The organism is Ectothiorhodospira variabilis, assembly GCF_022227625.1.
In the GTDB taxonomy this organism is placed as follows: domain Bacteria; phylum Pseudomonadota; class Gammaproteobacteria; order Ectothiorhodospirales; family Ectothiorhodospiraceae; genus Ectothiorhodospira; species Ectothiorhodospira haloalkaliphila.
Genome location: NZ_JAJNAO010000002.1, coordinates 285,555 through 310,371, shown reverse-complemented (window position 1 = coordinate 310,371; position 24,817 = coordinate 285,555). Strand labels below are relative to the sequence as shown.

Below are 24,817 nucleotides of genomic sequence, written 5' to 3'. Positions count from 1 at the left end.
GCCCTTAAGTAGTGGCTAAAGCCGCGTGTGATTTCACCAGCGTGCCGGGGGGAGATGCCAGCGGCGAATCCGCGAGCCACGTTTCCAGCGATAGCATAGCCCAGCATCAAAGCAGGATCCGCATGATGGCCAAAACGATGCAGAATCCTTACTCACCTCACAGGTCCTCGGGGGTCACCCTCATTGAGGTGCTGGTTGCTCTGTTTGTGCTTTCCATCGGGTTGATCGGTATTGCCGCCCTGCAGGCCAGTGCGCTACAGGCTAATCATGGCTCCCAGCTCCGTTCGCAGGCGACGAACCTTTCATACGACATTGCCGACCGGATGCGTACCAACCGTCAGGCGGCTCTGAACAACGACTATGTCGGTGAGTATGAGGCGGTGGGTTGTCCGAACGACAGCGAGGATATACCGGATTTCACTGGCAGCCTCGCCGAACGCGACATCGCCGAATGGCGTATTGCCCTGGCCTGCGGTTTGCCCAATGGCCGCGCCGAGATCAGTCGCAGCGGCAACGAATTCGTGATCCGTATCCGTTGGGACAACGACCGACTGGCCGAGGATGAGGCCGAAGAAGTCGAGACCTTTGTCACCAGGACAGAGATATGAAAGCTTGCAGAGCTCCCTTAGTGCGCCCCTTATCCACTGCCCGTGGACTAACACTGGTGGAACTCATGGTGGCCATGGTGATTGGGCTTTTGCTGGTCGGGGGGGCGATCAGTATTTTCCTCACTACCCAGCAGACTTATCGTACTCAGGAGGCGATGTCTCGGGTGCAAGAGACGGGAAGATTAGCGATCGAGGTAATTGCTCGCGATGTGCGCGAAGCAGGTTATGGTCGTTGCCCTGGTTCTATCAAGGATCTGCTCAATACAGCAAGCGCACATTACAATTCAGAAGTCCACGCCTTGAGTCAGGGGTTCTTAGAAGGCGATATTCCATCGGACCACCTCCGCGGCGATATTCTGACTGTCTCTTCGATGGGCGTGGTTGGAGGTGGCCCCTTCGTTGCGTCTGGGGGTACACAGCCTGCATTCCAGCTTGACCAAGGGGACCCCGGGCAGATCTACCAAGGTCAGATTGTTTTGATTGTTGACTCTATAAAAGGCTTCTGCGAGCAATTCCAAAATGTTCCTGCGCAGCAAGGTGTTATTAACCGGGGGCCTGGGCAAAACGTAGATCCTGGAAATATTGGGCCTGCGGGGCATGTAGACTATACTGATTTTGAAGGGCCGATTGATATCTTGGCTTTGTCAACCCGAACTTACTATATTGCGGCTTCTTCTAGTGGCCTTACCACGAGTCTCTATCGCCGCATGACCAGTGCAGATGTTGATGGTGGGGCGTCGGAGAGGGGTATATGGGAAATCGCCGAAGGCGTTCACGACATGCGTATCGAATACGGCATCGACGACAACGGGAATGCGCGTGTGGATCACTATGTCGCCGCAGATGATATGGCCACCGACGACTGGCCCAAAGCGGCGGCTGTTCGCGTTCACCTTCTCGTGAATAATGGTGCGGAGGATAACGTTGTCGATGATCCTCGCCAGAACCTCTATTTTGGCGGCACCCTGTTCAACGCTCCGGACCGTCGACTCTATCAAACCTTCACCACCACCATTGCCGCACGCAACCTTCTTGAGTGAGGCTGGGACGGAAAGCCATGACTTATGAACGCAAGCGAGTATCCCTCGCTGGCAACCCCCAAGGCCAAACGGGCGCCGCGTTAATCGTCGCCCTCGTGATGCTGCTGGTGACCACTATGCTGGCGGTGGCCGGTGTGCAAAACACGGTGCTTCAGGAGCGCATGGCGGGCAATATGCATGATCGCAATATTGCCTTTCAGTATGCGGAAAGTGGTCTCCGGGATGCACAAAGGGGTCTGCCTGGAAACGCCAATGATCCCGTGACCTTCTCCCCAGGTAACGCCGCAACCTGGGATGATGAGCTCACTGCTTCCACGCGCAGTTTTGCGCACCATGTCGAACGTCTTGAGGTGTCGGCTGCGGATTGTCCCGCTGGCCAAGTGTGTCCCGAGGATTTTGGGCCTGTCACCACGGGCGATGTGTATCGTATTACCTCCAAGGGTGTTGGTGGCACCGAACACGCCGTGGTCATCCTACAGGCCACCATCCGTTCGAATTAAATTTTCGCCTCAAGCGCAAACCTCGCCAAGAGAGAACTCAGCCATGCCCTTAAATCGAGCCCATTTGTTACAGACTCGGTCCTTGTGGCCGCGCCGTAGGGTCGCCGTAGCAGTCGCGACGGCTGTGATGGCTTTCTCCGGGGCGGCACAAGGCATCAATCTGGCCAGCACACCCTTGTTCCTGCAGGACTCCGCGCTACCGCCCAATATCCTGTTCATCCCGGACACCTCCGAGAGTATGCAGGAGGGCCTGGATGGTCGCGTAGCGGCAGATTGGCACATCCCTGATTGCATCCCAGGGGACAACGTGGATGCTGACAATTGCGTTTCTGGGGCAGCCCATCCAGGGAGTAAAGCTAGTATTGTTAAGCAGGTTGGCATTAGATTGGTGAATTCTTATCAGGGCCAAATCAACCTGGGTTTGATGTCGTATCAGCAAAACCCGGCTGGGCATGTGCGTAACAATGTATTCGAGTCGACCACCCCCCATGAAACAGTCCTTTGGCGGCTCGCCCATCGGGCTGGGGACGTCCGCTATGCCAACAACCCGAACCCACCTTTCTACGATCCTGACTTTAGTGGTGATCTTAGATCCGATACCAAGCGATTCCGTGAACCACATCCACAGCTTGAAGGTTGGTATGTGTTCTACAATTATGCACTCCCCGGCTACATTCGGGACAGCGGGGGCGGGTGGCCGTTAGACCCTGATCGCGATGATTTTACAAGTTTTTTTCACGATTTTCCGGGTGATCAGAGCACATCCGGTGGCCAGGTGTTTCCATTCCGACAATTCGCGACGGCGAGGTTACCTTCGCAGTCAGGTGAAGAAACCGATCCTGATAGCCTTAAGAGATATAGAGATCAGGTGTCAAGCTTCTGGAGAATCACGACTACAGATAGTATGCGCAACCGTGGCCTCTCTGAGGCAGCGGATTGGGGGACGAGGGTTTCGTATGCCCCGACTGGGCAAAGCGAATGGCGAACCAATACCTCGCCTGGCCTCGGGTATCTGCATGTGCCAATTGGCGGCTTTGACGCCAACGGGAACGTCGATTCTGACCACTGGCAAGGGATACTTAACAAGTTGCAGCCGCAGCGCCACGACTGGGATATTGGGGATGGCAATGTCATGGTCGATCCAGATTGGCCCCTTATCAGTGCGGGGCTTACGCCGCTTGAAGGCACCATGCAGACTGCCCGAGACTACTTCCTGGACTTCGTGCATCCGGAAGAGAGCGGAGGGATGACCGGAAGTGCTGGTTCGAGTTTTGAAAATGATCAGGGTCGCATTAACGCTCGGCAGATACCGCGTAGCTGCGGCGTGAACGCTGCGATCTGGGTCACTGATGGGATGCCATCCGTCGCTGCCGATGGTACGGGCTTGGGCGATGACCTGCCGGAGGCACTCAGCGAAGCCGCCGACGCGATTGCCAATTTTCACAATGACACAGGGGTTGCCGTTCACGTTGTTGGGTTTGGTCTTCCAGCCGGAGTTTCCGATATCCCGGGTATGCCGGAAGATCCATTGAATCTCTTGGCACAAGCCGGCGGTACCGGCACCGCATACGACGCCACTGACGAAGCCAGTCTTGACGCCGCCATGACCCAAATTTTCGAGGCCATCATTGCCGAATCGACTGGCAGTGCCTCTTCGGTAGCTGCGGCATCGACGAGCTATCAACCCGATGGAACCAACCTCCTGTACCAGGCCTCATTCAATTCGGCTGATTGGTCCGGTGATCTTCAGGCGTTCAACTTCGTTTTTGAACAAGGTACCTTCACCAAGCAATGGAGTGCGGCGGAAGCTTTACCCTTGCACCATCAACGGAACATCTTCTCCCATGATGGAGACCAGGGGATTCGGTTTAGCTGGGATACGAATGGTGGCTTGAGTGATTCGCAGCGCCAGATTCTTGATAACGATTCTACTTTGCTGGCATACCTTCGGGGAGATGGCAGCAACGAAGTAAGAAACGGTGGGAGTTGGCGAAATCGCTCAACGCCGCTGGGTGACTTTGTGAACTCGAATCCTGCGGTTCAAGGACCAAACTTGAACTTTGGCTACTCACAGTTGACAGGTTACTCGGAGTTCAGGGCTGATAACCAGAATGCTCCAGAGGTGATTTATGTGGGTGGCAACGCAGGGATGCTCCATGCCTTTGATGCGCAGAATGGGCAGGAGCTCTTCGCTTACGTCCCCAATGCTGTCTTTGACAAGTTGCCTGCGCTTACCAATCCTGACTACAGCCATGAGTATTTTGTGGATGGTCAGCAAACCGTCGCCCATGCCCAGATTGATGGCCAGTGGCGCACTGTACTTGTAGGAACCCTTGGCGCGGGCGGCCGTGGCATTTATGCGCTGGATGTGACGGACCCCGCCAATTTTTCAGCGGATAACGTACTTTGGGAAATCACGGGCGACGATCTTGACGCGCTGGGTTACACGTTCGGGGAACCAACGGTAGCGCGCACCGCCAACGATCAGTGGTCAGTGCTGTTTGCCAATGGGTACGGCAGTGATTCGGAGGAGGCGGTGTTGCTTATCGCTGAGCTTGCTTCGGGTGACATCCGAGAGGTCGAAACGGGGACGAGTGGGGGTAATGGTCTTTCGCCCGCGATCTTCCGGGCGAATGCCGAAGGAATTATTCGTGATGGGTTTGCAGGGGACCTCCAAGGCAATCTTTGGAAGTTCGACTTGAGCAGTAGCAACGCCAGCCATTGGGAGATTGCTTTCAAGCATGGCCAAACCAGAAACCCCCTATTCGAGGCTCGCGGCCCCAATAACGAAGTCCAGCCCATCACCGCACGCCCAACGGTGGGCAGCCATCCAGACGGTGGATCGATTGTTCTGTTTGGCACTGGAAAGTATTTGGAAAACGCCGATAATCAGGTGCCCACCCCCGCGCCCGTTCAGAGCTTTTACGGAATCCGGGATTATTCGGGAGTGAACGCACCGGTCGACCGTAGCAATCTTCATCGAAACGAATTTATTGGGTCCGGGGCCGTTGCTGGAGTGAGCGTACGAGCCACTACAGCCGATATAGCCTTCGACTCTGTAATACATGACGGTTGGTATATTGATCTCGACTACCCAAGTCCACGGGGGGAGCGCGTGGTTGAGGCGGCTCAGATTGTTGGTGGGCGAATTGAATTTGTAACCCTTACGCCCTCCGATGAGCCCTGCGAGGGTGGGGGCACCTCATCCATCGTCGCGCTGAGTGCCGCGACCGGGGGGCGCCCCAGCGAGCCTGTATTTGACTTGAATCGCGACGGCCTCTTCGATCAGGCAGAGATGATTGCCGTTGCTGGCGAGTTGGTCCCTGTAAGCGCAGTAGATCCTGGGCGCGGTATCCTTAGCAGACCAACAGTTATCACGAGTCCGGACGGTCGGATTACCCGGGTGATCGGAGGCACTAATGTCGGTACTGCAGGGACTACTCCCCCCGGGCAGGATAACGGCTCTGGCACGGGTCCTGGTACGGGTCCCGGTACTGGTGGTCCCGGTGCTGGCCAAAGTATTAGTCCCGGCCAAGAACTTGCCGATATAGGCGGTCCTCGTTCCTCAGGCTTTCGTCCTCGCTCCTGGATCCAGCTACGTTGATTATGAATACGAGGGCGCGCGCTCAGAGGGTGCTTCTACCATCCGGCGGCGTGCCTATGGCACCTGAATGCCATGCATTGGAAGGCATGGAAAATTGATCTGGGGTTTGACCTGCGGGAGAGAATTAATGGTTAGCCGTACCACTACAAACCTGGGCTTCAGCTTGATCGAACTGATGATTGTCGTGGTCATCATTGGCATCCTCGCGTCTATTGCGTATCCGTCCTATGTGAACCATGTTGAGCGTACACAGGTTTCGGACGGTAAAGCAGCGTTGATGCAGGCGGCACAGCGTATGGAGCGCTGTTTTACGTCTGAAATGACATATCAGAACTGTGTCATTGCCGACGAGTCACCGGAAGGATATTACGACCTGGATATTTCCTCCGCTACCGCGTCTGCTTTTTTACTGACGGCCGAGGGGCAGCGTGGTCGAGTCGAGTCCGGATCCTGCAGCGTTCTAACGATCAACCAGCGTGGAGAAAGAACCCCCACCGATGACTGCTGGTGAAGTAGGGTTACAGTTGGGGAATCTTAGCTGACGAGATAGCGGTAGTGTCGATTCGGGAAGAAGCTCGTCTTTTGTTACCCGTCTTTGCATTCGACTCGCTGTACTCCCACATGCCCTGCTGGGCCGATCTGGAGTGCGCGAGCACGTTCGCCTGTGCAACCCTGCACCGCAATGTAAGTGAACTGGATGGTGCCGCCACCTGCGTTTTGACCTAGGGCGCCGAACATGGGGGAGTCGCTAGGTGAGTCGATGGTTACCCTAGCGGGCAGGCGATCCCAGATTCTCAAAGGGTCGGAGCTACCATTGCACGTACCAACACGGACGCTCCATCCATCGGCCCAATCAGAATCAAGCGGGCAAACCGAGACGTTGCCACCCCGACGCACCGCTTCGCTGCGGGCGTAATGAAGGGCGGTGACGAGTTCATTTGCAGCCGTTGTCGCTCGTGTGTTTTGCACCAGTGTCTGAAAGCCTGGCACCGCAATCGCAAGCAAGATGGCGAATACCGAGATCGTGACCATCAGTTCGACAAGGGTTAAACCGCTGGTTTGTCGCATGGCGCTTTGCCTTTGCTAGTAGAGTTGGCGGCGATTCGTTCGGGAGAAGTATTGCGCAATTGTCGTATGGCTTCCGGAATACCCAAAATCGTTATTGGATTCTCCAAGCCGTTGCTGGCGTGTTTGCAACAGCAGTGGCTTGTGTCGCGGATGCATAGGCCATTAGCAATCCCGACAAGTTGGTGGGCTATCACCCCAGATTGATGCGCCCCTCGTGGGGCGCATCAGTGTCGCGGGATAGATCATAATCAAGCGCGACGTCAAGTTGCCTCACTCAGTGTCCGCACAAGTGCCGGAGAGGCCGAATGGGCTCTCAATGCCGGGCGGTTCTACTTCGAAGTCATCAATGTCATCTGAAGGTATGGGCAACCAGAAGCGAGCTCTCTCAACCGATTCGGTGCCTTGAACCGAAGCGCGGGCTGTCAGTTCCACACGAACCCACCCCGCATAGTTCTTGGGATAACGAACTTCGAAATCAGCAAATCCAGAGTCGTCCGTTCTGACGGATTGGGCCGAAAGTGTCGCTATGTTGCCTGGTGTAATCATGCCGTCGTTATTGTCATCGGCAGATTCGTCAAAAATGCCGTCTGACCCATGGTCTTCCGCTTCACACCTGGCTGAGATATCTCGAAACCAAAGGAAGGGGTTTTCAAATGGCTGATCTGGATCATTGGGGTCGGCAAATTCGGTGTTGGGTAGCCTATATTTCCCCTTTCGGTATGCAATCGAGTGCACACCGATGGTCACGGTCTTGTTACGTACTGGTGAGCCGTTGACGTCGGTCACCAGAACGGTATAGGGCTTATAATATTTCGTTTCGTCCGGCCCTAGTGTTGTGTTACCCGTTCCGAGCGTAATGAACAACGGTTGGCCGGCCACGGTCAGGAATGCGGTCTCAGGATCGACGGAGGCATCCTCGACGGTTGCAGTGATCTCTACTGCATCTTGCCCGCTTGAAGCACTGCCCGCTATGTAGGTGGTGGTCGCTCTTCCAAAACGATCGGTTTCGGCCCGTGAGCGTGTCAGCGAGCCTCCGGTGTTGTCTCTCAGATTGAAGTCAATCCACTGACCCTTGACCAGATTGCCGTCGGGATCACGTAACCTGGCAATTATCTCGCTTCGCTGTTCCGTGCCGTCTCCGGAGTTGACGCCGATTACTGCTGGATCCGCCTGAAGCGTTAAGTCGTCTGGGTTGTCAGCTACAAAAAGGACCTCCACTTGAGAAGATAACCCCCTTTCTAAGGGTGTTGCGGTGATCAGCGACGGGCCCGCCGTATTGGCACTAATCGAAATCCTTGCTTCTCCGTCCGCATCTGTGATTGCGGACGTCGCTGAGCGCTCGCCACGCGTGACAGAGAAATCAATCTGCTGACCAGCGATCGCCACCCCGGCATCCTGCCATCGCACAGCGATGTCTTGGGACTGATTAAGAGGGATTTCAAGACGTTCCACGTTACCGTCAGGAACCGAGAATCGAAGGGATTCGGACGTGATTGACAGTTCTCGTGAAACACTGGCTCCCATAGACGATGCAGTGACTGTTATTGGATCAATGGTGCCGGCCGGTGGGGTGATGATTGCAGATGCCTGGCCATTAGAGTCTGTTTCTGGGGTTTCTGGTTCAATGACAACGCCAGCGCCCGAGGTCAGCTCGATCGTTCGACCTTGAATCGGGCTTCCGTCGGAGTCCGTCAGGCGGAAACGGAAGGTGGCACTTTCATCAAAGCCAATCGCACTTGGAGCGTCAGCGCTCAGAGTGTTACCCACCACATTCAGTTCAACGGTGTCGGAGCTACCTCGAACCTCCGCACCGGCAATAACCGTCCTAAGGGCTGGTGTTTCGGAACTGATTTCAGCTAATGCCTGCCCTGTGTCGTCGGTCACGCCCTGCTTGACCACAATGACACTGTCCGAGTCGTTGGTGAAGAATCTTACGGGGACATCCTCGATTGCTACGTTGTTACTATCTCGAACCAATGCGCGTAGCGTAACGGGGCTGCTTCCAGCCGAGTCCATCTGGAGGCTGTCTGCGCGCATTACGACCCGGCCAATAACTGGTTCGTCATTATCTGGTTGCGCGGCTCCGTTTTCGTCCGGACCGTCGCCGTTGGTGAAGCCATTATCATCTCCTCCCCCGCATGCTGTTAGGATCAACAGGAAGATTAGGATGATGGGTGACCCTTTGGCTTGAGACCAGCCGTTCAGTTTCATTGCTTTATCCTTTCAACCTTGCAGGTAAGCTTTCGGCACTCTGTTAGGTGGCCGTGGTGGTAATGTAGGGGGTGCAGGCATCTCATGGAATCGGTGCCGCTCGCCATCAATTCATCACCGCCTCTTCCACAATCTTGGGCGTCACAAACACCAGCAACTCGGCCTTGGTTTCCGTGTGGGAGCGCTGCCTGAACAGGTTGCCGATGATGGGCAGGTCGCCCAGGAACGGGGTCTTGGTGAGCTGCTCCAGGGTGCTGATCTCGTAGATGCCGCCGAGCACCACGGTTTCCCCGTTGCGCACGAACACCTGGGTTTCCACTTCTCGGGTCTCGATGGAGGGTGTTCCAAGCACTTCCCGGGCGCCGGGGTTGTCGCGGTTCACCTTGATGTTGAGGATGATGTTGCCGTTGGGCGTGATCTGCGGCGTGACTTCCGTGGAGAGCACGGCGTCCACGAACTGCACGCTGGTGGCACCGGAGGCGGTGGCCTCCTGATAGGGGATGCTCTCACCCTGCTTGATGATGGCTGTCTGGCCGTTGGCGGTGATCACCCGCGGCGTGGAGATGATTTCACCCCGGCCTTCCACCTGCAGGGCGGTGAGTTCCAGGTCCAGCAGCACATCGGGCCGCAGGATGGACACGCCGATGCTGCCGGCGCCTGCGTCGGTAATGGGGAGGTTGACGTTCAGGCGGTCGGTGAGGGCAGGGATGGTGCCCGTACGGGCGTCGGCAGCACCGGAGAGATTACCGCTCACGCCTGTCTGGGTGCGCCCGGTGGTGTCGCGACCGGTCACCCCGAAACGCACGCCCAGGTCTCGGGCGAAGTCATCGGTGGCCACCACGATGCGGGTTTCTATCAATACCTGCTGCACGGGCACGTCGAGGCTGGTGATCAGGCCGCGGATCTCCTGCAGCTTGGCAGCCGTGTCCTGGACCAGCAGGGTGTTGGTGCGTGAATCCACCTTGAGGCTGCCACGCTCGGAGAGGAAGCTGATGCCATCGCTGCGAATGATGTTGGCCACATCCTCCGCGCGGGCATAGTTCACCTGAATGAACTCGGCCCGCAGGGGGGCCAGTTCGGCGGTCTGGCGCTGGGCTTCCATCTGCTGGCGCTCCCGTGCGGCAATCTCATCCGCCGGGGCCACATACAGCACATTGCCGCTCTCGCGCATGTCCAGCCCGCGGGTTTGCAGGATGATGTCCAGGGCCTGGTCCCAGGGCACGTTGCGCAGGCGCAGGGTGATGTTGCCGCCCACGGTGTCGCTCACCACCACGTTCAGGTCGGTGAAGTCGGCGATGAGTTGCAGCACGGAGCGCACTTCGATGTCCTGGAAGTTGAGCGACAGGCGCTCGCCGGTGTACTGGAAGCGTTCCCGCTCCAGGGCCTCACGCTCCTCGCGGGTGAGTGGTTTGACCTCCAGGGTGAATTCGTCGTCGGTCTGGTAGGACATGGCGTCGTATTCGCCGTGGGCGGCCACGGTGATGCGGGTGCGGTCGCTTTCGCCAATGGCATCGATGGTCTGGACCGGGGTGGCGAAGTCGGTGACGTCCAGGCGGCGCTCCAGCTCCTCGGGCAGGGCGGTGCGGGCGAAGCTGAGTTCGATGCGGCCGTCCCGCTGGCGCACGTCCACGGGGGTGCGGGGGTCGCTGAGGCGGATGATCACCCGGCCTTCACCCTCGGGGCCGCGGCGAAAGTCCACGTTGTCGATTTGTCGGTCGCTGGGGGGCGCGGCACGCCGCTGTTCGGCAGAGATGGGTGTGGGTCGGGAGGGGGCGGCGGCCTGGGTGGGGCTGGGTGTGAGGGTGACCACCAGGTTGTTGCCGTCCACGCGGGTTTCAAAGCCCATCATGCGCACCAGGTTGAAGACCACGCGGGTGCGGTCGCGGGCTTCCACGGTGTTTACCGATTGGGTGAGGCCCACGTTGATGTCCTGGCGGCGCTCGCGCAGGGCGGAGCGGGTGTTGGGGAAGTCCAGGGCCAGGCGGGCCGGGTTGTCGATGGTGAAGCTCTCGGGAGCCGGAGGCGGTTCGGAGAATCGCATGATCACCTGCAGGCGGTCGCCGGGCAGGGCGTTGTAGATGATCTCCTGCAGCGCGCGGTCGGGGCTGGCGGCGGCCGTGTGCCCCCACAGGAGCAGCAGGCACAGGACCATGAAGGCCGTGATGCGCCGGTGGAGAGTCCCGGCGCCGGAAATCCGGGGCGTGGAGCGTCGCTGGGTCGCCAGTGTCATGGGGTGTGTCCTCGTTACCTTATTCTGTGAGCGCGACGGAGCTTTCCCGCTCCTGATAGCCGCCGAAGCCGTCGGGCACGATCTCGGTGATTGCGATGCGCGTGTCCGTGATCTGGTCGATGCGTCCGTGGTTCTGGCCCATGTAGTTGCCTTCCCGCACGCGCTGGATGTTGCGTTCCGGGGTGCGGATCAGGGCCCATTGCACGTTGTCCTGCTCCATGGTGCCCACCATGCGCAGGCTGTCCAGGGGGTATTGTTCCAGGAATTCCGGGGGACGGTCGGGGTCGATGGTGACATCGCTTTCCGGGCCCACCTCTTCGGTCACCCGGGTGGCGATCACGGAGCGATCGAAGGGATCGCGTTCGTTGCCCGGGTAGATGAAGGTCTCCTGGGGCGGGATTTCCGGGATGGGTTCGATCTCGCCGCCCGGGCGCTGCTTGGTGCGCTCCACATAGCGTTCCAGGTCGGAGATGTCACCGCCGCAGCCGGCCACGAGCAGGGCGGTGGCCAGGGCTGCCACCAGCCAGCCCGGTCGCAGGGGCCTGGCCCGGGGGCGTGCGTGCGTGCGCTGTGCAGGATCAGTTATCGACATCATCCAGGTACCGGTAGGTCTTGGCGGTGGCTTCCATGGTCAGCCGTGTGGTGTCGCCATCCGGGCGCAGGGTGATGTCGTGGATGGTGACGATCCGGGGCAGGGCGGCGACGCCGCTGGTGAACTCGGCCACCTGTTCATAGTTGCCCTTCATGCGCAGCCGGATGGGTTTCTCGGCGTAAAAGCCGCGGCGGCGCTCGTTTTCGGGGCGGAACAGGTCGATCTCCAGGCCGGCGGAGAGGCCGGTCTGGGAGACATCCACCAGGAGGTTGGGGATCTCGGTGCGGCTGGGCAGTTGCCGCAGCATGGTGCCGAAACTGCGCTGCATCTCTTCCAACTGGGCCTTGTAGTCGTCCAGCAGGGCGGCGCGGCGCTGGCGGGTCTCGAACTGCTGGCGCAACTGGCTCTCCTGAGCCTGCACACGCTCCAGTCGCTCCAACTGGTTTTTGGTGTCGAACCAGTAACCCAGGCCCAGGATGGCGGCGGCCACGATCACCAGCAGGAACACGCGCACCGCCAGCGGCGCGGTGCCTACGGTTTTCAGGTCGACGTTGTTGAGTTCGTTGAGGTCCTTGAGGTCCAGGCTGCCCAGTTTCATTACGAGGCCTCCTCGTCATTGTCCGGGCCGGGGTCGCGCTGGCTCACGGTGAGGCGGAAGTCGCTCAGGCGCACGCCGTTCTGTTCACGGGTTTCGATGACCTGGAGCACGGGGTCGTTGAACCAGGGGGAGCCTTCCAGATTGCGCATGAAGGCGGATACCCGGGCATTGGATTCGGCCCGGCCGGTGATCTCCAGGGACATGTCTCGCTGGGTGAGGCCGGTGAGGTAGATGCCGTTGGGCAGGGTGTTGACCAGTTCATCAAACAACCGCACGGCCAGGGGGCGGCTGGCCTGGAGTTCCTGGATGATTTCCATGCGGTCCAGCAGGGCCTGGCGGGTGGATTCCAGTTCCTGAATCTCGCGGATCTGGCGGTCCAGGATGCGAATCTCGTTCTGCAGGAAGTTGTTGCGCTGTTCCTGGGCCTGGATCTGACCGTTGATGGCCACATGGGTGACAAAGACGATGATCAGGCAACCCAGGGCCACCAGGGCGGCGAGGACGGTGAATTCCTTTTGCTGTTCACTGCGCCGTTGCTCGCGCCAGGGGAGTAGGTTGATGTGCGACATCAGTCGAAGCTCCTCAAGGCGAGCCCGGCGGCGATCATGAGGGCGGGGGCGTCGTTGCCCAGGCGTTGCGGGTTGATGCGGCTGTGCAGCGCCATGCGCCCGAAGGGGTTGGCGATGCTGGTGGGGGTGCTCACCCGGCCTTCGATGACTTCGTCCACCCCGGGGATGGCGGCACAGCCGCCGGCCAGCAGGATGTGCGAGACGCGATCATGGGGGCTGGCGGCGAAGAAGAACTGCAGGAAGCGGTTCACCTGCTGGGCCATGGTTTCCTTGAAGGGTTCCAGGATCTCGGGCACGTAGGTGTCCGGCAGGCCGCCTTCTTTCTTGGCTCGGCCGGCCTCCTCATAAGAGAGGCCGTAGCGGCGCATGATCTCTTCGGTGAGTTGCTTGCCGCCGAAGGACTGCTCGCGGGTGTAGATGAGGTGATCGTTCAGGAAGATGTTGATGGAGGTCATGGTGGCGCCCACATCCACCACGGCTATGGGGAGTTCGGTATCCAGGTCGGGGATCTGCTCGGTGACCAGTGGGTAGCTGTGCTCGATGGCGTAGGCTTCCACGTCCATCACCTTGGGGGTGAGGCCTCCAAGCTCGGCGGCAGTGACGCGCATGTCCACGTTTTCGCTGCGGGAGGCGGAGAGCAGGACCTCGACGGTTTCGGGGTTCTTGGGGGTGGGGCCGATGACCTCGAAATCCAGGTTCACTTCTTCCAGGGCGTAGGGGATGTACTGGTCGGCTTCGATCTGAATCTGGCCTTCCATCTCATCCGGCTTGAGGTTGGCCGGCATGTTGATGGTTTTGGTGATCACGGCGGAGGACGGCACGGCCAGCGCGCACAGGCGCGTCTTGCTGCCGGTGCGCTTGTAGGCCTTGCGGATGGCTTCGCCTACGGCTTCCACTTCCTGTATGTTCTTTTCCACCACCGCGCTGCCGGGGAGTGGTTCCACGGCGTAGGCTTCCACCCGGAGCTTGCCGGGCGAGCCCGCCAGTTCCACCAGTTTCACGGAGGTGGAGCTGATGTCGATGCCTATCAGCGCGGGGGTTTTGCGGCCGAGTCCTAACACGGTAACCCCTTATCTCATTGCGGCTCGAGGGTTGGATAGCTTATATTTTTTCATAAATACTAGTCCCAACTCCCGGTAATTACTACCGTAGTCTTCTGCAAAACGCGACCCCCTTCGGTAAGTGCCCGAGGGGCGGTGGTTTTAGGCGGATGACCTGCCGTCCGATGCCAATGACGGACCTTTTTGATGAAATTTTTCCTTGTATCCCTGCGCGTTTTTTTCTCCGCTGCCCTGGCGGCGCTCACCCTGGGCGTGCTCGTGGTGGCGGGGGCCTATGTCTACGTGGCACCCCAGATGCCGGAGGTGGATGGCCTGAGGGATGTGCAGTTGCAGGTGCCGTTGCGGGTGTTCACCCGCGATGGCGAGTTGATGGCCGAATATGGCGAGCAGCGCCGTGAGCCGGTGTCGGTGGATGAGGTGCCGGAGCTCATGCGCCTGGCCTTTCTGGCTGCCGAGGATGAGCGCTTTGAGGAGCACCCGGGGGTGGATGTGGTCGGCCTCACCCGGGCTGCGGTGAACCTGATCTCCACCCGGGAGAAGACGCAGGGTGGCAGTACCATCACCATGCAGGTGGCGCGCAACTTTTTCCTCGACCGGGACAAGACTTACACGCGCAAGATCACGGAGATCTTCGTCGCCATGCGCATCGAGCGGGAGCTTTCCAAGGATGAGATCCTCGAGCTCTATCTGAACAAGATCTTCCTGGGGCAGCGGGCTTATGGTGTGGGCGCGGCTGCGCAGATCTATTACGGCAAGGCGCTGGATGAGCTCACGTTGCCGCAGATTGCCATGATCGCGGGCTTGCCCCAGGCGCCTTCGGCAGCCAATCCCGTGACCAATCCGCGTCGCGCCACGGCCCGGCGCAATTATGTGCTGGGGCGCATGCATGACCTGGGCTATATCTCCACCGAGGACTTCGAGGCCGCCCGCCAGGCGCCCATCACGGCCCGGTTGCATTCTGCGGTGGTGGAGGTGAGCGCGGGGCACGTGGCCGAGATGGTGCGCATGGAGATGGTTGCACGGTATGGGGAGGCCGCCTATGAGGACGGTTATCGGGTGTATACCACCCTGGATCGGGACATGCAGGAGGAGGCCACCCGTGCACTGCGGCGGGGGTTGATCACCTATGATCGGCGGCATGGTTATCGGGGACCAGAGGCGGAAGTGGGCCTGGATGAGTACCCGGACGAGGCTGCCCGGGATCGACTGCTGGCCGGGCACCCTCGTGCCGGAGGCGGGCTCTGGGCCGGGTTGGTCACCCAGGTGAGCAGCAACAGCGCCACGGTGTATGTGGGGCAGGGTGAAGAGATCGAGCTGAACCTGGCGGCCATGGAGTGGGCGCGGCCCTATATCGATGCGTCGCGGGTGGGCAATGCGCCGCAGCGGGTGTCGCAGGTGGTGAGCCCGGGGCATGTGATCCGGGTGATGCGGGGCGAGGGCGGCGAGGGCTGGTCGCTGGCTCAGGTGCCGGCGGTGGAGGGGGCGATTGTGGCTCTGGACCCGGAAGACGGGGCGGTGCGTGCCCTGGTGGGGGGGTACGACTTTTTCCGCAGCAACTTCAATCGGGCGGTGCGGGCCGAGCGTCAACCGGGGTCGGCCTTCAAGCCGTTCATTTATTCGGCGGGCCTGGCCCATGGGCATTCGCCGGCCTCGGTGTTTAATGATGCGCCGGTGGTGGTGGCCGATATTTCCCTGGAGGGGGACTGGCGCCCGCGGAATTACTCAGGGCGTTTTTATGGGCCCACGCGGTTGCGGGAGGCCCTGGCCCACTCCCGTAACCTGGTATCCATCCGGCTGCTGGACGAGGTAGGGGTGGAGCGCACGCTGGATTTCCTGGGGCATTTCGGGTTTGAGCGCTCGCGGCATCCGTCGGGATTGTCCCTGGCGCTGGGCAGTGGGTCGGTGACGCCGCTGGAACTCACCCGGGGCTTTGCGGTGTTTGCCAATGGCGGGTATCGGGTGGACCCCTGGTTCCTGGATCGTATCGAGGATCCGTATGGCGAGGTGGTGTTCCGCACGGTGCCGCGCCGGGTGTGTCCGCCGCCGTGCCAGGTGCCGGCGCATCCGGATGGGGATCTGGTGGCGGTGGAAGGGGCCGCCCTGGATGGGTCGGCCGCCGGCACGCCCGCGTTCGTGCCGGCCGAACGCACCCTGCCGGCCACCAATGTCTATCAGATGGTGAGCATGCTGCAGGATGTGATCACCAGCGGCACGGGTCGCCGGGCCACGGCCCTGGGTCGGGATGATCTGGCCGGCAAGACGGGGACCACGAATGATCTGCGCGATGCCTGGTTCAGTGGCTTCAACGGGGATCTGGTCACGTCGGTGTGGGTGGGCTTTGATGATTATTCCTCCCTGGGGCGTCGGGAGACGGGGGCCTCGGCAGCCCTGCCGGTGTGGGTGGATTTCATGGGCAAGGCCCTGGAGGGACGGCCGGAGCGTTTGCCGGAGGAGCCCCGGGGCATGGTCACGGTGCGCATTGATGCGGAGACCGGGAAGCGGGTGACCCACCGCACGCAGCGGGCCATCTTTGAAACCTTCACTCAGGATCAGTTGCCTCATCTTGGAGTGGAGGAACGTTCCGGGCCCAGTCGGGATGAAGTGACGCCGGATCAGATTTTTTGAGGTGAGGGCCCGTTTTTCACCGAATCCAGGAGGCCTTCCATGTCCATCAATGACGTTCGTGTACGGCAGATGATCGCCGAAGAGGCTGCGCGCATCATCCTGGATGAGGGTGTGGTGGATTACCGTCTGGCCAAGCGCAAGGCCGCCGATCGCCTGGGGGCGGGGCAAACCCGCAACCTGCCTCGTAACACCGAGATCGAGGAGGCGGTGTTCGAGCGTCAGCGGTTATTCGAGGATGACGAGTCGCGGCAGCGGCTCACGCACCTGCGGCGAATGGCGGTGCAGGCCATGCAGTTGCTGGAGCCGTTCAATCCGCGTTTGGTGGGGCCGGTGCTGGCGGGGATTGTGAACGGGCGGGATGAGCTCACGCTGCATGTGTTTGCCGACAGCGTGGAGGAGGTGATCTTTTATCTGCAGGATCGAGGGGTCACCTGGCGCAGTGACGAGCGTCGTCTGCGGGGTGCGCAGGGGCATGTGTTCTACCCGTGCATCGAGTTTGGTGCCGAGGGGGTGGATGTGGATGCGGTGGTGTTCCCCGTGGACGGCATCAGGCAGCCGCCACCGAGCCCGGTGGATGGGCGTCCCATGCGGCGCGCGGGGTTGAGGGAGGTGGAGCGGTTGCTGGAGGAAGTTTAATGGGGACGGATCAAGATCCGTCCCCACCACGACAATCTGGTTAGTCGTGGTACTTCCGACCTTCCTCGTGCACCGTTTCCACCATGGCGGCTACGTGCTCCGGGTTGATCTTGGGGTGGATGCCGTGGCCCAGGTTGAACACGTGGCCGCTGCCCTTGCCGAAGCCGGCCAGGATCTTCTTGGTCTCTTCGCGCACCTTCTCGGGCGAGGCGTACAGCACGGAGGGGTCCATGTTGCCCTGCAGGGCCACGCGGTCGCCGACGCGCTGGCGGGCTTCGTTGATTTCCACCGTCCAGTCCAGGCCCAGGGCGTCGCAGCCGGTGTCGGCCATGTCTTCCAGCCATTGAGCGCCACCCTTGGTGAACAGCACCACGGGCACGCGGCGGCCATCGGCTTCGCGGGTGAGCCCATCAACGATGCGCTGCATGTACTGCAGGGAGAACTTGCGGTAGTTCTCGGGGCTGAGGGCGCCGCCCCAGGTGTCGAAGACCATCACGGCCTGTGCGCCGGCGGCGATCTGGGCGTTCAGGTAGGCGATGACGGTGTCGGCCAGCACGCTCAGCAGGTGGTGCAGGGTGTCCGGGTCATCGAACATCATGCCCTTGAGCAGGGCGAAGTCCTTGGAGGAGCTGCCTTCCACCATGTAGGTGGCCAGGGTCCAGGGGCTGCCGGAGAACCCGATGAGCGGCACGCGACCGTCCAGTTCCTTGCGGATCAGGCGCACGGCGTCCATCACGTAGCGCAGTTTGTCTTCCGGGTCGGGCACGCCCAGGGCGCGGATGGCCTTGGCGTCCTGCACCGGGCGCTCGAAGCGCGGGCCTTCGCCTTCGGCGAAGTACAGGCCCAGCCCCATGGCGTCGGGGATGGTGAGGATGTCGGAGAACAGGATGGCGGCATCCAGCGGGAAGCGATCCAGCGGCTGCATGGTCACTTCGCAGGCCAGCTCCGGGTTTTGGCACAGGTCCATGAAGCTACCGGCGCGGGCGCGGGTTTCGCGGTATTCCGGCAGGTAGCGGCCCGCCTGGCGCATGATCCAGATGGGGGTGGTGTCCACCGGTTGGCGCATCAGGGCCCGGAGGAAGCGGTCGTTTTTCAGTTGGCTCATGAGTTCTCAGTGCAGTGGGGTTAAACTCCCGATTATACGAAGGGTTGGCTGCATGAGTATATGGATGCGGGGCCGAATGACGATCTGAGTCAAGCGGGGGACTCAGGACAACCTTGCCTTCACCATGCCGCTCACCGCTCCCATGTCCGCGCGCCCCTGTAGCTTCGGCTTGAGCACGCCCATGACCTTGCCCATGTCGCGCGGGGATTCGGCGCCGGTCTCGGAGATGGCGGCTTCGATGTGGTCGCGGATCTCGTCTTCGGAGAGTTGTTGGGGCAGGTAGGTCTGGATGATGTCCAGTTCGGCCTGTTCCTTGGCGGCCAGGTCTTCCCGGTTGGCGTTCTGGTACTGGCTGATGGATTCGCGGCGCTGCTTCACCATCTTGTCCAGGGCGGCGAGGATCTGGGCGTCGTCCACTTCCGCGCGGGTGTCCACTTCCAGTTGCTTGATGGCGGACTGGATGAGGCGCAAGGTGCCCAGGCGGGGTTTGTCGCCGCTGCGCATGGCGGCCTTGGTGTCTTCGGTGAGGCGGGTCTTGAGGGGGGCGGCTTGGGTCATGGGTGTCGGTTACCTGGGCCGGCGCTGGACCTGTCCGCCGGCTGGCGACCGCACGACCGGGGGTGGGTCAGGGGCGAGGCCCTGAGAGGGATGCGTTGACCGGGTCATGGCACCCCGCGCCAACGGGAGGCGGGCGCGGGGCTGGAATCTGTGCGGATGGCCTCAGTAAAGGCGTTCGCGACGACCGATTTCCTTGGACAGACGCTTCATCTGACGCTTGACCGCGGCAGCAGCCTTGCGCTTGCGCACTTCGGTCGGTTTTTCGTAAAACTCGCGGCGACGGACTTCCGTGAGCACGCCGGCTTTTTCGCAGGTACGCTTGAAGCGGCGCAGGGCCACCTCAAAGGGTTCGTTCTCTTTTACTCGTACATGAGGCATAGGGTCACATTACCGTTGTTCGGTTCCAGTATCGGGTTCAGGGCAAAGCCTCTCCACCTCCGGCGGAGAATCCAGCATTATAGTGGCCTTCCCGTCAAAATCCAAAGCCCTTAACAATAAAATGATTTTATCCACCGAATCCGCCCCCGCCCGGGATCTTTGTGTGCTGGGCATCGAGACCTCCTGCGACGAAACCGGGGTGGCCTTGTTCCATACCCGTCGGGGGCTTTTGGCCCATGCGCTGCACAGCCAGGTGGCCATGCATGCCGAGTATGGCGGCGTGGTGCCGGAGCTGGCATCGCGGGATCACGTGCAGCGGGTGTTGCCGCTATTGCGGCAGGTGATGGACCAGGCGGGGGTGAGTGCTTCCCAGGTGGACGGTGTGGCCTATACCGCCGGGCCGGGGTTGCTGGGGGCGCTGCTGGTGGGGGCCTCGGTGGGTCGCAGTCTGGCCTGGGCCTGGGGCGTGCCGGCTGTGGGGGTGCACCATATGGAGGGGCATCTGCTGGCGCCGCTGCTGGAGGAGCCGGCGCCCGAGTTTCCGTTCGTGGCGCTGCTGGTGTCTGGCGGGCATACCCTGCTGGTGGATGTGCAGGGGGTGGGGCGGTATCGCATCCTGGGGGAGAGCCTGGACGATGCCGCTGGCGAGGCCTTCGACAAGACGGCCAAGCTGCTGGGCCTGGGCTATCCCGGCGGCCCGGCGTTGGCGCGGCTGGCGCAGCAGGGTGATCCGGGGCGGTTCCGGTTCCCGCGCCCCATGACGGATCGGCCGGGGCTGGATTTCAGTTTCTCCGGGTTGAAGACTCATGCCTTGACCACGCTTCGGGATACCCCGGTGGATGACACCCTGGCAGCGGATGTGGCACGGGCCTTCGAGGATGCGGTGGTGGATACGCTGATGATCAAGTGTCGTCGAGCGTTGCGGGAGACGGGGGCGGGTCGTCTGGTGGTGGCCGGCGGCGTGGGCGCCAACCGGAGGTTGCGCGCGGCGCTGGCGCAGATGGCCGAGGCCGAAGGTGGGGCGGTGTTTTACCCGCGCATCGAGTTTTGCACCGACAATGGGGCGATGATCGCCCTGGCGGGCGCTTTGCGACTGGCGGCGGGGGCTTCGGCCGGACCGGAGATCGAGGCCCGGGCAAGGTGGTCGATCGAGGAGTTGAGTTGAAGGGGGCATGAGCCCCTCTCCCGCTGGCGGGAGAGGGGTTGGGGTGAGGGCAGGTGGACTTCAAAAAAGGTGTCAGTCACCTCTCTCAGCTCTTGCGGCCGATTTTGGGCTCTGTCCCCGCCAGGATGCGCTGGATGTTGCTCCAGTGACGCCAGTACAGCAGGATCATCATGATGCAGCCGGTCATGGTGAGCCAGAAGTCACCCAGGATGAGGGCGATCCAGATGGGGGTGAGGGTGGCGGCCACCAGGGCGCCCATGGATGAGATGCGGCTGATGCCGGCGGCGAGCAGCCAGGTGACCAAGGCCGCGACGCCCACGGCCCAATGCAGACCCAGCAGCACGCCCAGGCCGGTGGCCACGCCCTTGCCACCCTTGAAACCGTGGTAGGCGGGGAACAGATGCCCCAGGAAGGCGGCGAGGGCCACCAGTGCCAGGGCCAGGCCGGAGAGGCCGAAGGCCTGGGCGATCAGTACCGGTATCAAGCCCTTGAGCAGATCGCCCGTCAGGGTGATGATGGCGGCCTTTTTGCCGCCGGAGCGCAGCACGTTGGTGGCACCGGGGTTGCCCGAGCCCTGGGTGCGCGGGTCGGGAAGGCCCAGGAGCTTGCAGGTGATGATGGCGGTGGATAATGAGCCGATCAGGTAGGCGGCGATGATCAGGATAATCTGGAGGATCATGATGAAACGGTATCCTTGCGACCGGGATCCGGTGGGTGATCTGGATGTGAGGGGATCATAACCGATGCAGGCGGGAGTTCCACCCTCACCCCAACCCCTCTCCCGCCAGCGGGAGAGGGGCTCAAGTACCCAATGCCCCATGATTGCCAACTCCGTCTCCCCCCGGGGGAGACGGAGCGGGGATGAGGGGTCGGTGGGCACGGGTGCCGATGACCACCCTCACCCCAACCCCTCTCCCGCTAGCGGGAGAGGGGCTTGATAGGGAGAATGGTGTTGATTGAATCGCATGCACGGGGTTCGAATGTGAAACACAAGCTCACGCTTATCCACGGCTGGGGGCTCAACGCCGGGGTGTGGGACGATCTGATCCCGCCACTGCGGGACGAGGGCCCGGTGCGGGCGGTGGATCTGCCCGGTCATGGGCGACTGGCCGGGGAGGGGGGGCTGGGTGAGCTGGATGAGGTGGCCGATCGGGTGGTAGCTGCCGCGCAGGCCCCTGACGTGGATTCCTCCGAGTCCGATGCCCTGGCGCTGATCGGCTGGTCCCTGGGTGCCCTGGTGGCCATCCGCGCGGCGACGCGGCATCCTGAGCGGGTGGGCAGGGTCATCCTGGTGGCCGGTACGCCGCGGTTCGTGCAGGGAGAGGGCTGGCCCCACGCCATGCGTGGTCCGGTGCTGGACGCCTTTGCCCAGGGGCTGGCGGCCAATTATCGCACCACGCTGAACCGCTTTCTGGCCCTGCAGTTCCATGGGCTGGATAATGCCCAGGACGCCCTGCGTGGATTGCGGGCCCGGTTGCTGAGCGATCCGCCGGCGGAGCAGGCGCTCCACGAGGGGCTGGACTGGCTGCGTCATCTGGATCTGCGCGATGAGCTGGCGGCTCTGGAGTGCCCGGTGCATGCCATCCTGGGGGAATACGACACTCTGGTGCCGGCGGGCGTGGGTGAACAGCTCAGGGCCCTGCGACCCGACATGAAGACCCCCGTGATCGAGCGGGCCGGACACGCGCCGTTCCTGTCCCGGCCCCAAGCCTTTGAAAAGACCCTGCGGAGCCTTTTGCATGACTGATGCCTCTCCCTATCGCCTGGACAAACGGCGGGTGCGTGCCACCTTCGACCAGGCGGCGTCCTCGTATGATGAGGCGGCGGTGTTGCAGCGGGAGGCGTGTTCGCGGCTGCTGGAGCGCTTGCAGTGGGTGAAGCTGGACCCGGCCCGGGTACTGGATGCCGGGGCGGGCACGGGGCAGGGGGCCCATGGGCTCAAGCGGCTGTACAAGGGCAGTCGGGTGGTGGCCCTGGATCTGTCGCCCGCGATGTTGCGGCTCACGGCCAAGGGGGCCGGCTGGTGGCGCAAGCCGGGGCTGGTATGCGCCGACGTGGAATCCCTGCCCTTTGCGGATGCCAGCTTTGACCTGATTTTCTCCAGCCTGACGGTGCAGTGGTGCAATGATCTGGACCGGGCCCTGGCGGAGTTTCGGCGGGTGCTTTCGCCCCAGGGACTGTTGATGTTCACCACTTTGGGGCCGGACACGCTGGTGGAGCTGCGTCGGGCCTGGGAGGTGGTGGATGGTCGCGCCCATGTGAATGCCTTCATGGACATGCATGATATCGGTGATGCCCTGGTGCGGGCGGGGTTTGCCGACCCGGTGATGGATGTGGAGCGGATGACGGTGACGTATCCGGATGTGCGGGGGTTGATGCGGGATCTGAAGGCGATCGGGGCGACCAACGCGTTGTCGGGGCGGGGTCGGGGGCTGACCGGGCCTGGGCGGTTGCGGGCACTGGAGGCGGCTTATGAGGAATATCGGCAGGAGGGGCTGTTGCCGGCCAGTTATGAGGTGGTATACGGGCATGCATGGGTGCCGGATGCGCCAGCGCCGAGCGGGTTGCCCAAGGGGGCGATTCCGATTCGGGCGGGGTGAGGGTGGGGCGGCTACCCTGATCACTCCGTCTTTATACCCCCATCAATTCCCTTTGGTCGCGGAAATTAATTCCTTGGATTAGGGTCAGGTTTTGCCGGCGGCCTTGAGCGGTCGCAATTTTCCACGGAAAGGTCTATACCTTTTCCAAGGGAATTCATAAGAGACCAGATCATGGCCCAGTCGAGCACCGCAGATGCAGCACGGCCAAGCGCGCCGGTTGCCCCCTCCGAGCAGTACAACTACGCCATCGTCAAGAAGTTTGCCATCATGTCCCTCGTCTGGGGCGTGCTGGGGATGGGCGTGGGGGTGTATATCGCCGCGCAGCTGGCGTTCCCGTTCCTCAACTTCGATATCGCCCAGATCAGTTTCGGGCGATTCCGCCCGGTGCATACCACCCTGGTGATCTTCGGTTTTGGCGGTAACGCCCTGTTTGCCACCTCGTATTACGTGGTGCAGCGCACCTGTCAGACGCGACTGTTCGGCACCCGATTGGCGGAGTTCACCTTCTGGGGATGGAACGCGGCGGTGTTCCTGGGGGCGATCACCTACATGGCGGGCTTCACCCAGGGAAGGGAATACGCCGAGTTCACCTGGCAGATCGACATCCTCATCACCGTGGTCTGGGTGGCCTATTTCCTGGTTTACCTGATGACCCTGCTGCGCCGCACGCAGCCGCATATCTACGTGGCCAACTGGTTTTTCATGGCCTTCATCCTGGCCACGGCCATCCTGCATATCTTCAATAACCTGGCGGTGCCGGTGAGCCTGTTCAGCCTGGAGTCGTACTCCCTGTTCTCGGGGGTGCAGGACGCCATGACCCAGTGGTGGTACGGCCATAATGCCGTGGGCTTCTTCCTCACCGCGGCCTTCCTGGGGATGATGTATTACTTCGTGCCCAAGCAGGCGGGAAGGCCCATCTATTCCTACAGGTTGTCCATCGTGCACTTCTGGGCGCTGGTGTTCCTGTACATGTGGGTGGGGGCGCACCACCTGCACTGGACGGCCCTGCCGGACTGGGTGACCACCCTCTCGGCCACCTTCTCCATCCTGCTGCTCCTGCCCTCCTGGGGGGGCATGATCAACGGGGTGATGACCCTCTCCGGGGCGTGGGACAAACTGCGTACCGATCCGATCATGCTGTTCATGATCACCTCCCTGTCCTTCTATGGCATGGCCACCTTCGAGGGGCCGATGATGTCCCTCAAGAGCGTGAATGCCCTGTCCCATTACACCGACTGGACGGTGGGGCATGTGCACTCCGGGGCCCTGGGCTGGGTGGCCATGATCACCTTCGGCTCCCTGTATCACCTGATCCCGCGGCTGTGGGACACCAAGCTCTACAGCATCCGCCTGGTGTATGTGCACTTCTTCCTGGCCACCATCGGCATCGTGCTCTACATCGTTGCCATGTGGGTGGCCGGCATCGGCCAGGGCCTGATGCTCAGGGCCTTCGATGAGTTCGGCAATCTGTCCTACACCTTTATCGAGACGGTGGTGTTCCTGCATCAGCCCTATGTGGTGCGTGCGCTCGGCGGTGGGTTGTTCCTGGCCGGGATGTTGCTGATGGCCTTCAATATCTACAAGACCGTCATGCCCGTGCATCGCGCGTTGAAGGCGGCGGAGTCGCGGACCGCGGGTGGCGCCACGGCCACTGCCCGGGCCTGATCAG

General features: G+C 61.4%; 22 protein-coding genes. 11 read left to right on the top strand and 11 right to left on the bottom strand.

Annotated features, from left to right (window positions below; all coding sequences use genetic code 11):
• Positions 1–125 precede the first annotated feature (125 nt).
• The 5 genes from pilV to LPW30_RS04025 all read left to right on the top strand — a co-directional run bounded on the left by pilV (position 126) and on the right by LPW30_RS04025 (position 6,263).
• Positions 126–608, top strand: a complete 483-nt coding sequence (gene pilV / locus LPW30_RS04045; RefSeq protein ID WP_239680233.1) for a type IV pilus modification protein PilV — start codon at positions 126–128, stop codon at positions 606–608.
• Positions 605–1,648, top strand: coding sequence for a PilW family protein (locus tag LPW30_RS04040; protein ID WP_420797709.1), 1,044 nt, complete (start codon positions 605–607; stop codon positions 1,646–1,648). The genes pilV and LPW30_RS04040 overlap by 4 nt, the downstream gene beginning before the upstream one ends.
• Positions 1,649–1,665: 17 nt before the next feature.
• A complete protein-coding gene (locus LPW30_RS04035) occupies positions 1,666–2,148 on the top strand; it encodes a pilus assembly PilX family protein (RefSeq protein ID WP_239680147.1) in 483 nt (160 codons plus the stop codon).
• 127 nt (positions 2,149–2,275) lie between these two features.
• Positions 2,276–5,752 carry a pilus assembly protein gene (locus LPW30_RS04030; RefSeq protein ID WP_239680231.1) on the top strand — a complete coding sequence of 1,159 codons (3,477 nt, stop codon included), beginning with the start codon at positions 2,276–2,278 and terminating at the stop codon, positions 5,750–5,752.
• Positions 5,753–5,879: 127 nt separating this feature from the next.
• Positions 5,880–6,263: a type IV pilin protein gene (locus tag LPW30_RS04025; RefSeq protein ID WP_239680146.1), complete on the top strand. Its 384-nt coding sequence runs from the start codon at positions 5,880–5,882 to the stop codon at positions 6,261–6,263.
• Between the two features lie 74 nt (positions 6,264–6,337).
• Here LPW30_RS04025 and LPW30_RS04020 read toward each other — a convergent pair whose 3' ends face one another.
• From LPW30_RS04020 to LPW30_RS03990, 7 genes are all read right to left on the bottom strand, one after another.
• Complete coding sequence (locus tag LPW30_RS04020; RefSeq protein WP_239680145.1) at positions 6,338–6,820, bottom strand: GspH/FimT family pseudopilin; 483 nt, start codon at positions 6,818–6,820, stop codon at positions 6,338–6,340.
• Positions 6,821–7,090: 270 nt separating this feature from the next.
• The gene (locus tag LPW30_RS04015; protein WP_239680144.1) at positions 7,091–9,031 is read right to left on the bottom strand and encodes an Ig-like domain-containing protein; all 1,941 of its coding nucleotides are present in this window, start codon (positions 9,029–9,031) and stop codon (positions 7,091–7,093) included.
• Between the two features lie 106 nt (positions 9,032–9,137).
• Positions 9,138–11,261 carry a type IV pilus secretin PilQ gene (locus tag LPW30_RS04010; protein WP_239680143.1) on the bottom strand — a complete coding sequence of 708 codons (2,124 nt, stop codon included), beginning with the start codon at positions 11,259–11,261 and terminating at the stop codon, positions 9,138–9,140.
• Between the two features lie 19 nt (positions 11,262–11,280).
• Entirely contained in the window at positions 11,281–11,847 is a 567-nt protein-coding gene (locus tag LPW30_RS04005; protein WP_420797710.1) for a pilus assembly protein PilP, read from the bottom strand.
• Positions 11,840–12,451 (bottom strand): type IV pilus inner membrane component PilO, encoded by a 612-nt coding sequence (locus LPW30_RS04000; RefSeq protein WP_025282882.1) that lies wholly within the window; start codon positions 12,449–12,451, stop codon positions 11,840–11,842. Before LPW30_RS04000 ends, LPW30_RS04005 begins: the two co-directional genes overlap by 8 nt.
• The gene (locus LPW30_RS03995; RefSeq protein ID WP_025282881.1) at positions 12,451–13,020 is read right to left on the bottom strand and encodes a PilN domain-containing protein; all 570 of its coding nucleotides are present in this window, start codon (positions 13,018–13,020) and stop codon (positions 12,451–12,453) included. The genes LPW30_RS04000 and LPW30_RS03995 overlap by 1 nt, the downstream gene beginning before the upstream one ends.
• Positions 13,020–14,081, bottom strand: coding sequence for a type IV pilus assembly protein PilM (locus LPW30_RS03990; protein WP_239680141.1), 1,062 nt, complete (start codon positions 14,079–14,081; stop codon positions 13,020–13,022). Before LPW30_RS03990 ends, LPW30_RS03995 begins: the two co-directional genes overlap by 1 nt.
• 186 nt (positions 14,082–14,267) lie before the next feature.
• Between LPW30_RS03990 and LPW30_RS03985 the strand changes: the two genes are divergently transcribed.
• Positions 14,268–16,706: a penicillin-binding protein 1A gene (locus LPW30_RS03985; protein WP_239680140.1), complete on the top strand. Its 2,439-nt coding sequence runs from the start codon at positions 14,268–14,270 to the stop codon at positions 16,704–16,706.
• 39 nt (positions 16,707–16,745) lie between these two features.
• The gene (locus LPW30_RS03980) at positions 16,746–17,342 is read left to right on the top strand and encodes a hypothetical protein (RefSeq protein ID WP_025282872.1); all 597 of its coding nucleotides are present in this window, start codon (positions 16,746–16,748) and stop codon (positions 17,340–17,342) included.
• 40 nt (positions 17,343–17,382) lie between these two features.
• Here the strand turns inward: LPW30_RS03980 and hemE are convergent, their stop codons facing one another.
• The 3 genes from hemE to rpsU form a co-directional block, all read right to left on the bottom strand.
• A complete protein-coding gene (hemE, locus tag LPW30_RS03975; RefSeq protein WP_239680139.1) occupies positions 17,383–18,447 on the bottom strand; it encodes a uroporphyrinogen decarboxylase in 1,065 nt (354 codons plus the stop codon).
• A gap of 102 nt (positions 18,448–18,549) precedes the next feature.
• Positions 18,550–19,005: a GatB/YqeY domain-containing protein gene (locus LPW30_RS03970; protein ID WP_238623839.1), complete on the bottom strand. Its 456-nt coding sequence runs from the start codon at positions 19,003–19,005 to the stop codon at positions 18,550–18,552.
• Positions 19,006–19,167: 162 nt separating this feature from the next.
• A complete protein-coding gene (gene rpsU / locus LPW30_RS03965) occupies positions 19,168–19,383 on the bottom strand; it encodes a 30S ribosomal protein S21 (protein ID WP_025282869.1) in 216 nt (71 codons plus the stop codon).
• A 121-nt stretch (positions 19,384–19,504) separates the two neighbouring features.
• On the opposite strand from rpsU, the gene tsaD reads away from it, so the two are divergent.
• Complete coding sequence (gene tsaD / locus LPW30_RS03960) at positions 19,505–20,548, top strand: tRNA (adenosine(37)-N6)-threonylcarbamoyltransferase complex transferase subunit TsaD (RefSeq protein WP_239680138.1); 1,044 nt, start codon at positions 19,505–19,507, stop codon at positions 20,546–20,548.
• Between the two features lie 85 nt (positions 20,549–20,633).
• Here the strand turns inward: tsaD and plsY are convergent, their stop codons facing one another.
• Positions 20,634–21,227, bottom strand: coding sequence for a glycerol-3-phosphate 1-O-acyltransferase PlsY (gene plsY / locus LPW30_RS03955; RefSeq protein ID WP_025282867.1), 594 nt, complete (start codon positions 21,225–21,227; stop codon positions 20,634–20,636).
• A 303-nt stretch (positions 21,228–21,530) separates the two neighbouring features.
• Here plsY and bioH point away from each other — a divergent pair, with 303 nt between their 5' ends.
• The 3 genes from bioH to ccoN all read left to right on the top strand — a co-directional run bounded on the left by bioH (position 21,531) and on the right by ccoN (position 24,813).
• Positions 21,531–22,295 carry a pimeloyl-ACP methyl ester esterase BioH gene (gene bioH, locus LPW30_RS03950; protein ID WP_239680137.1) on the top strand — a complete coding sequence of 255 codons (765 nt, stop codon included), beginning with the start codon at positions 21,531–21,533 and terminating at the stop codon, positions 22,293–22,295.
• Positions 22,288–23,148, top strand: a complete 861-nt coding sequence (bioC, locus tag LPW30_RS03945; RefSeq protein ID WP_239680136.1) for a malonyl-ACP O-methyltransferase BioC — start codon at positions 22,288–22,290, stop codon at positions 23,146–23,148. The genes bioH and bioC overlap by 8 nt, the downstream gene beginning before the upstream one ends.
• A gap of 171 nt (positions 23,149–23,319) precedes the next feature.
• A complete protein-coding gene (gene ccoN / locus LPW30_RS03940; RefSeq protein WP_025282864.1) occupies positions 23,320–24,813 on the top strand; it encodes a cytochrome-c oxidase, cbb3-type subunit I in 1,494 nt (497 codons plus the stop codon).
• The last annotated feature ends 4 nt before the right edge of the window (positions 24,814–24,817 follow it).

What these genes read in the sequence shown, in the direction of transcription:
- pilV (WP_239680233.1), top strand. Translation starts at nt 126, where the DNA reads ATGGCCAAAACGATGCAGAATCCTTACTCACCTCACAGGTCCTCGGGG.
- LPW30_RS04040 (WP_420797709.1), top strand. Translation starts at nt 605, where the DNA reads ATGAAAGCTTGCAGAGCTCCCTTAGTGCGCCCCTTATCCACTGCCCGT.
- LPW30_RS04035 (WP_239680147.1), top strand. Translation starts at nt 1,666, where the DNA reads ATGACTTATGAACGCAAGCGAGTATCCCTCGCTGGCAACCCCCAAGGC.
- LPW30_RS04030 (WP_239680231.1), top strand. Translation starts at nt 2,276, where the DNA reads ATGGCTTTCTCCGGGGCGGCACAAGGCATCAATCTGGCCAGCACACCC.
- LPW30_RS04025 (WP_239680146.1), top strand. Translation starts at nt 5,880, where the DNA reads ATGGTTAGCCGTACCACTACAAACCTGGGCTTCAGCTTGATCGAACTG.
- LPW30_RS04020 (WP_239680145.1), bottom strand. Translation starts at nt 6,820, where the DNA reads ATGCGACAAACCAGCGGTTTAACCCTTGTCGAACTGATGGTCACGATC.
- LPW30_RS04015 (WP_239680144.1), bottom strand. Translation starts at nt 9,031, where the DNA reads ATGAAACTGAACGGCTGGTCTCAAGCCAAAGGGTCACCCATCATCCTA.
- LPW30_RS04010 (WP_239680143.1), bottom strand. Translation starts at nt 11,261, where the DNA reads ATGACACTGGCGACCCAGCGACGCTCCACGCCCCGGATTTCCGGCGCC.
- LPW30_RS04000 (WP_025282882.1), bottom strand. Translation starts at nt 12,451, where the DNA reads ATGAAACTGGGCAGCCTGGACCTCAAGGACCTCAACGAACTCAACAAC.
- LPW30_RS03995 (WP_025282881.1), bottom strand. Translation starts at nt 13,020, where the DNA reads ATGTCGCACATCAACCTACTCCCCTGGCGCGAGCAACGGCGCAGTGAA.
- LPW30_RS03985 (WP_239680140.1), top strand. Translation starts at nt 14,268, where the DNA reads ATGAAATTTTTCCTTGTATCCCTGCGCGTTTTTTTCTCCGCTGCCCTG.
- LPW30_RS03980 (WP_025282872.1), top strand. Translation starts at nt 16,746, where the DNA reads ATGTCCATCAATGACGTTCGTGTACGGCAGATGATCGCCGAAGAGGCT.
- hemE (WP_239680139.1), bottom strand. Translation starts at nt 18,447, where the DNA reads ATGAGCCAACTGAAAAACGACCGCTTCCTCCGGGCCCTGATGCGCCAA.
- LPW30_RS03970 (WP_238623839.1), bottom strand. Translation starts at nt 19,005, where the DNA reads ATGACCCAAGCCGCCCCCCTCAAGACCCGCCTCACCGAAGACACCAAG.
- rpsU (WP_025282869.1), bottom strand. Translation starts at nt 19,383, where the DNA reads ATGCCTCATGTACGAGTAAAAGAGAACGAACCCTTTGAGGTGGCCCTG.
- tsaD (WP_239680138.1), top strand. Translation starts at nt 19,505, where the DNA reads ATGATTTTATCCACCGAATCCGCCCCCGCCCGGGATCTTTGTGTGCTG.
- plsY (WP_025282867.1), bottom strand. Translation starts at nt 21,227, where the DNA reads ATGATCCTCCAGATTATCCTGATCATCGCCGCCTACCTGATCGGCTCA.
- bioC (WP_239680136.1), top strand. Translation starts at nt 22,288, where the DNA reads ATGACTGATGCCTCTCCCTATCGCCTGGACAAACGGCGGGTGCGTGCC.
- ccoN (WP_025282864.1), top strand. Translation starts at nt 23,320, where the DNA reads ATGGCCCAGTCGAGCACCGCAGATGCAGCACGGCCAAGCGCGCCGGTT.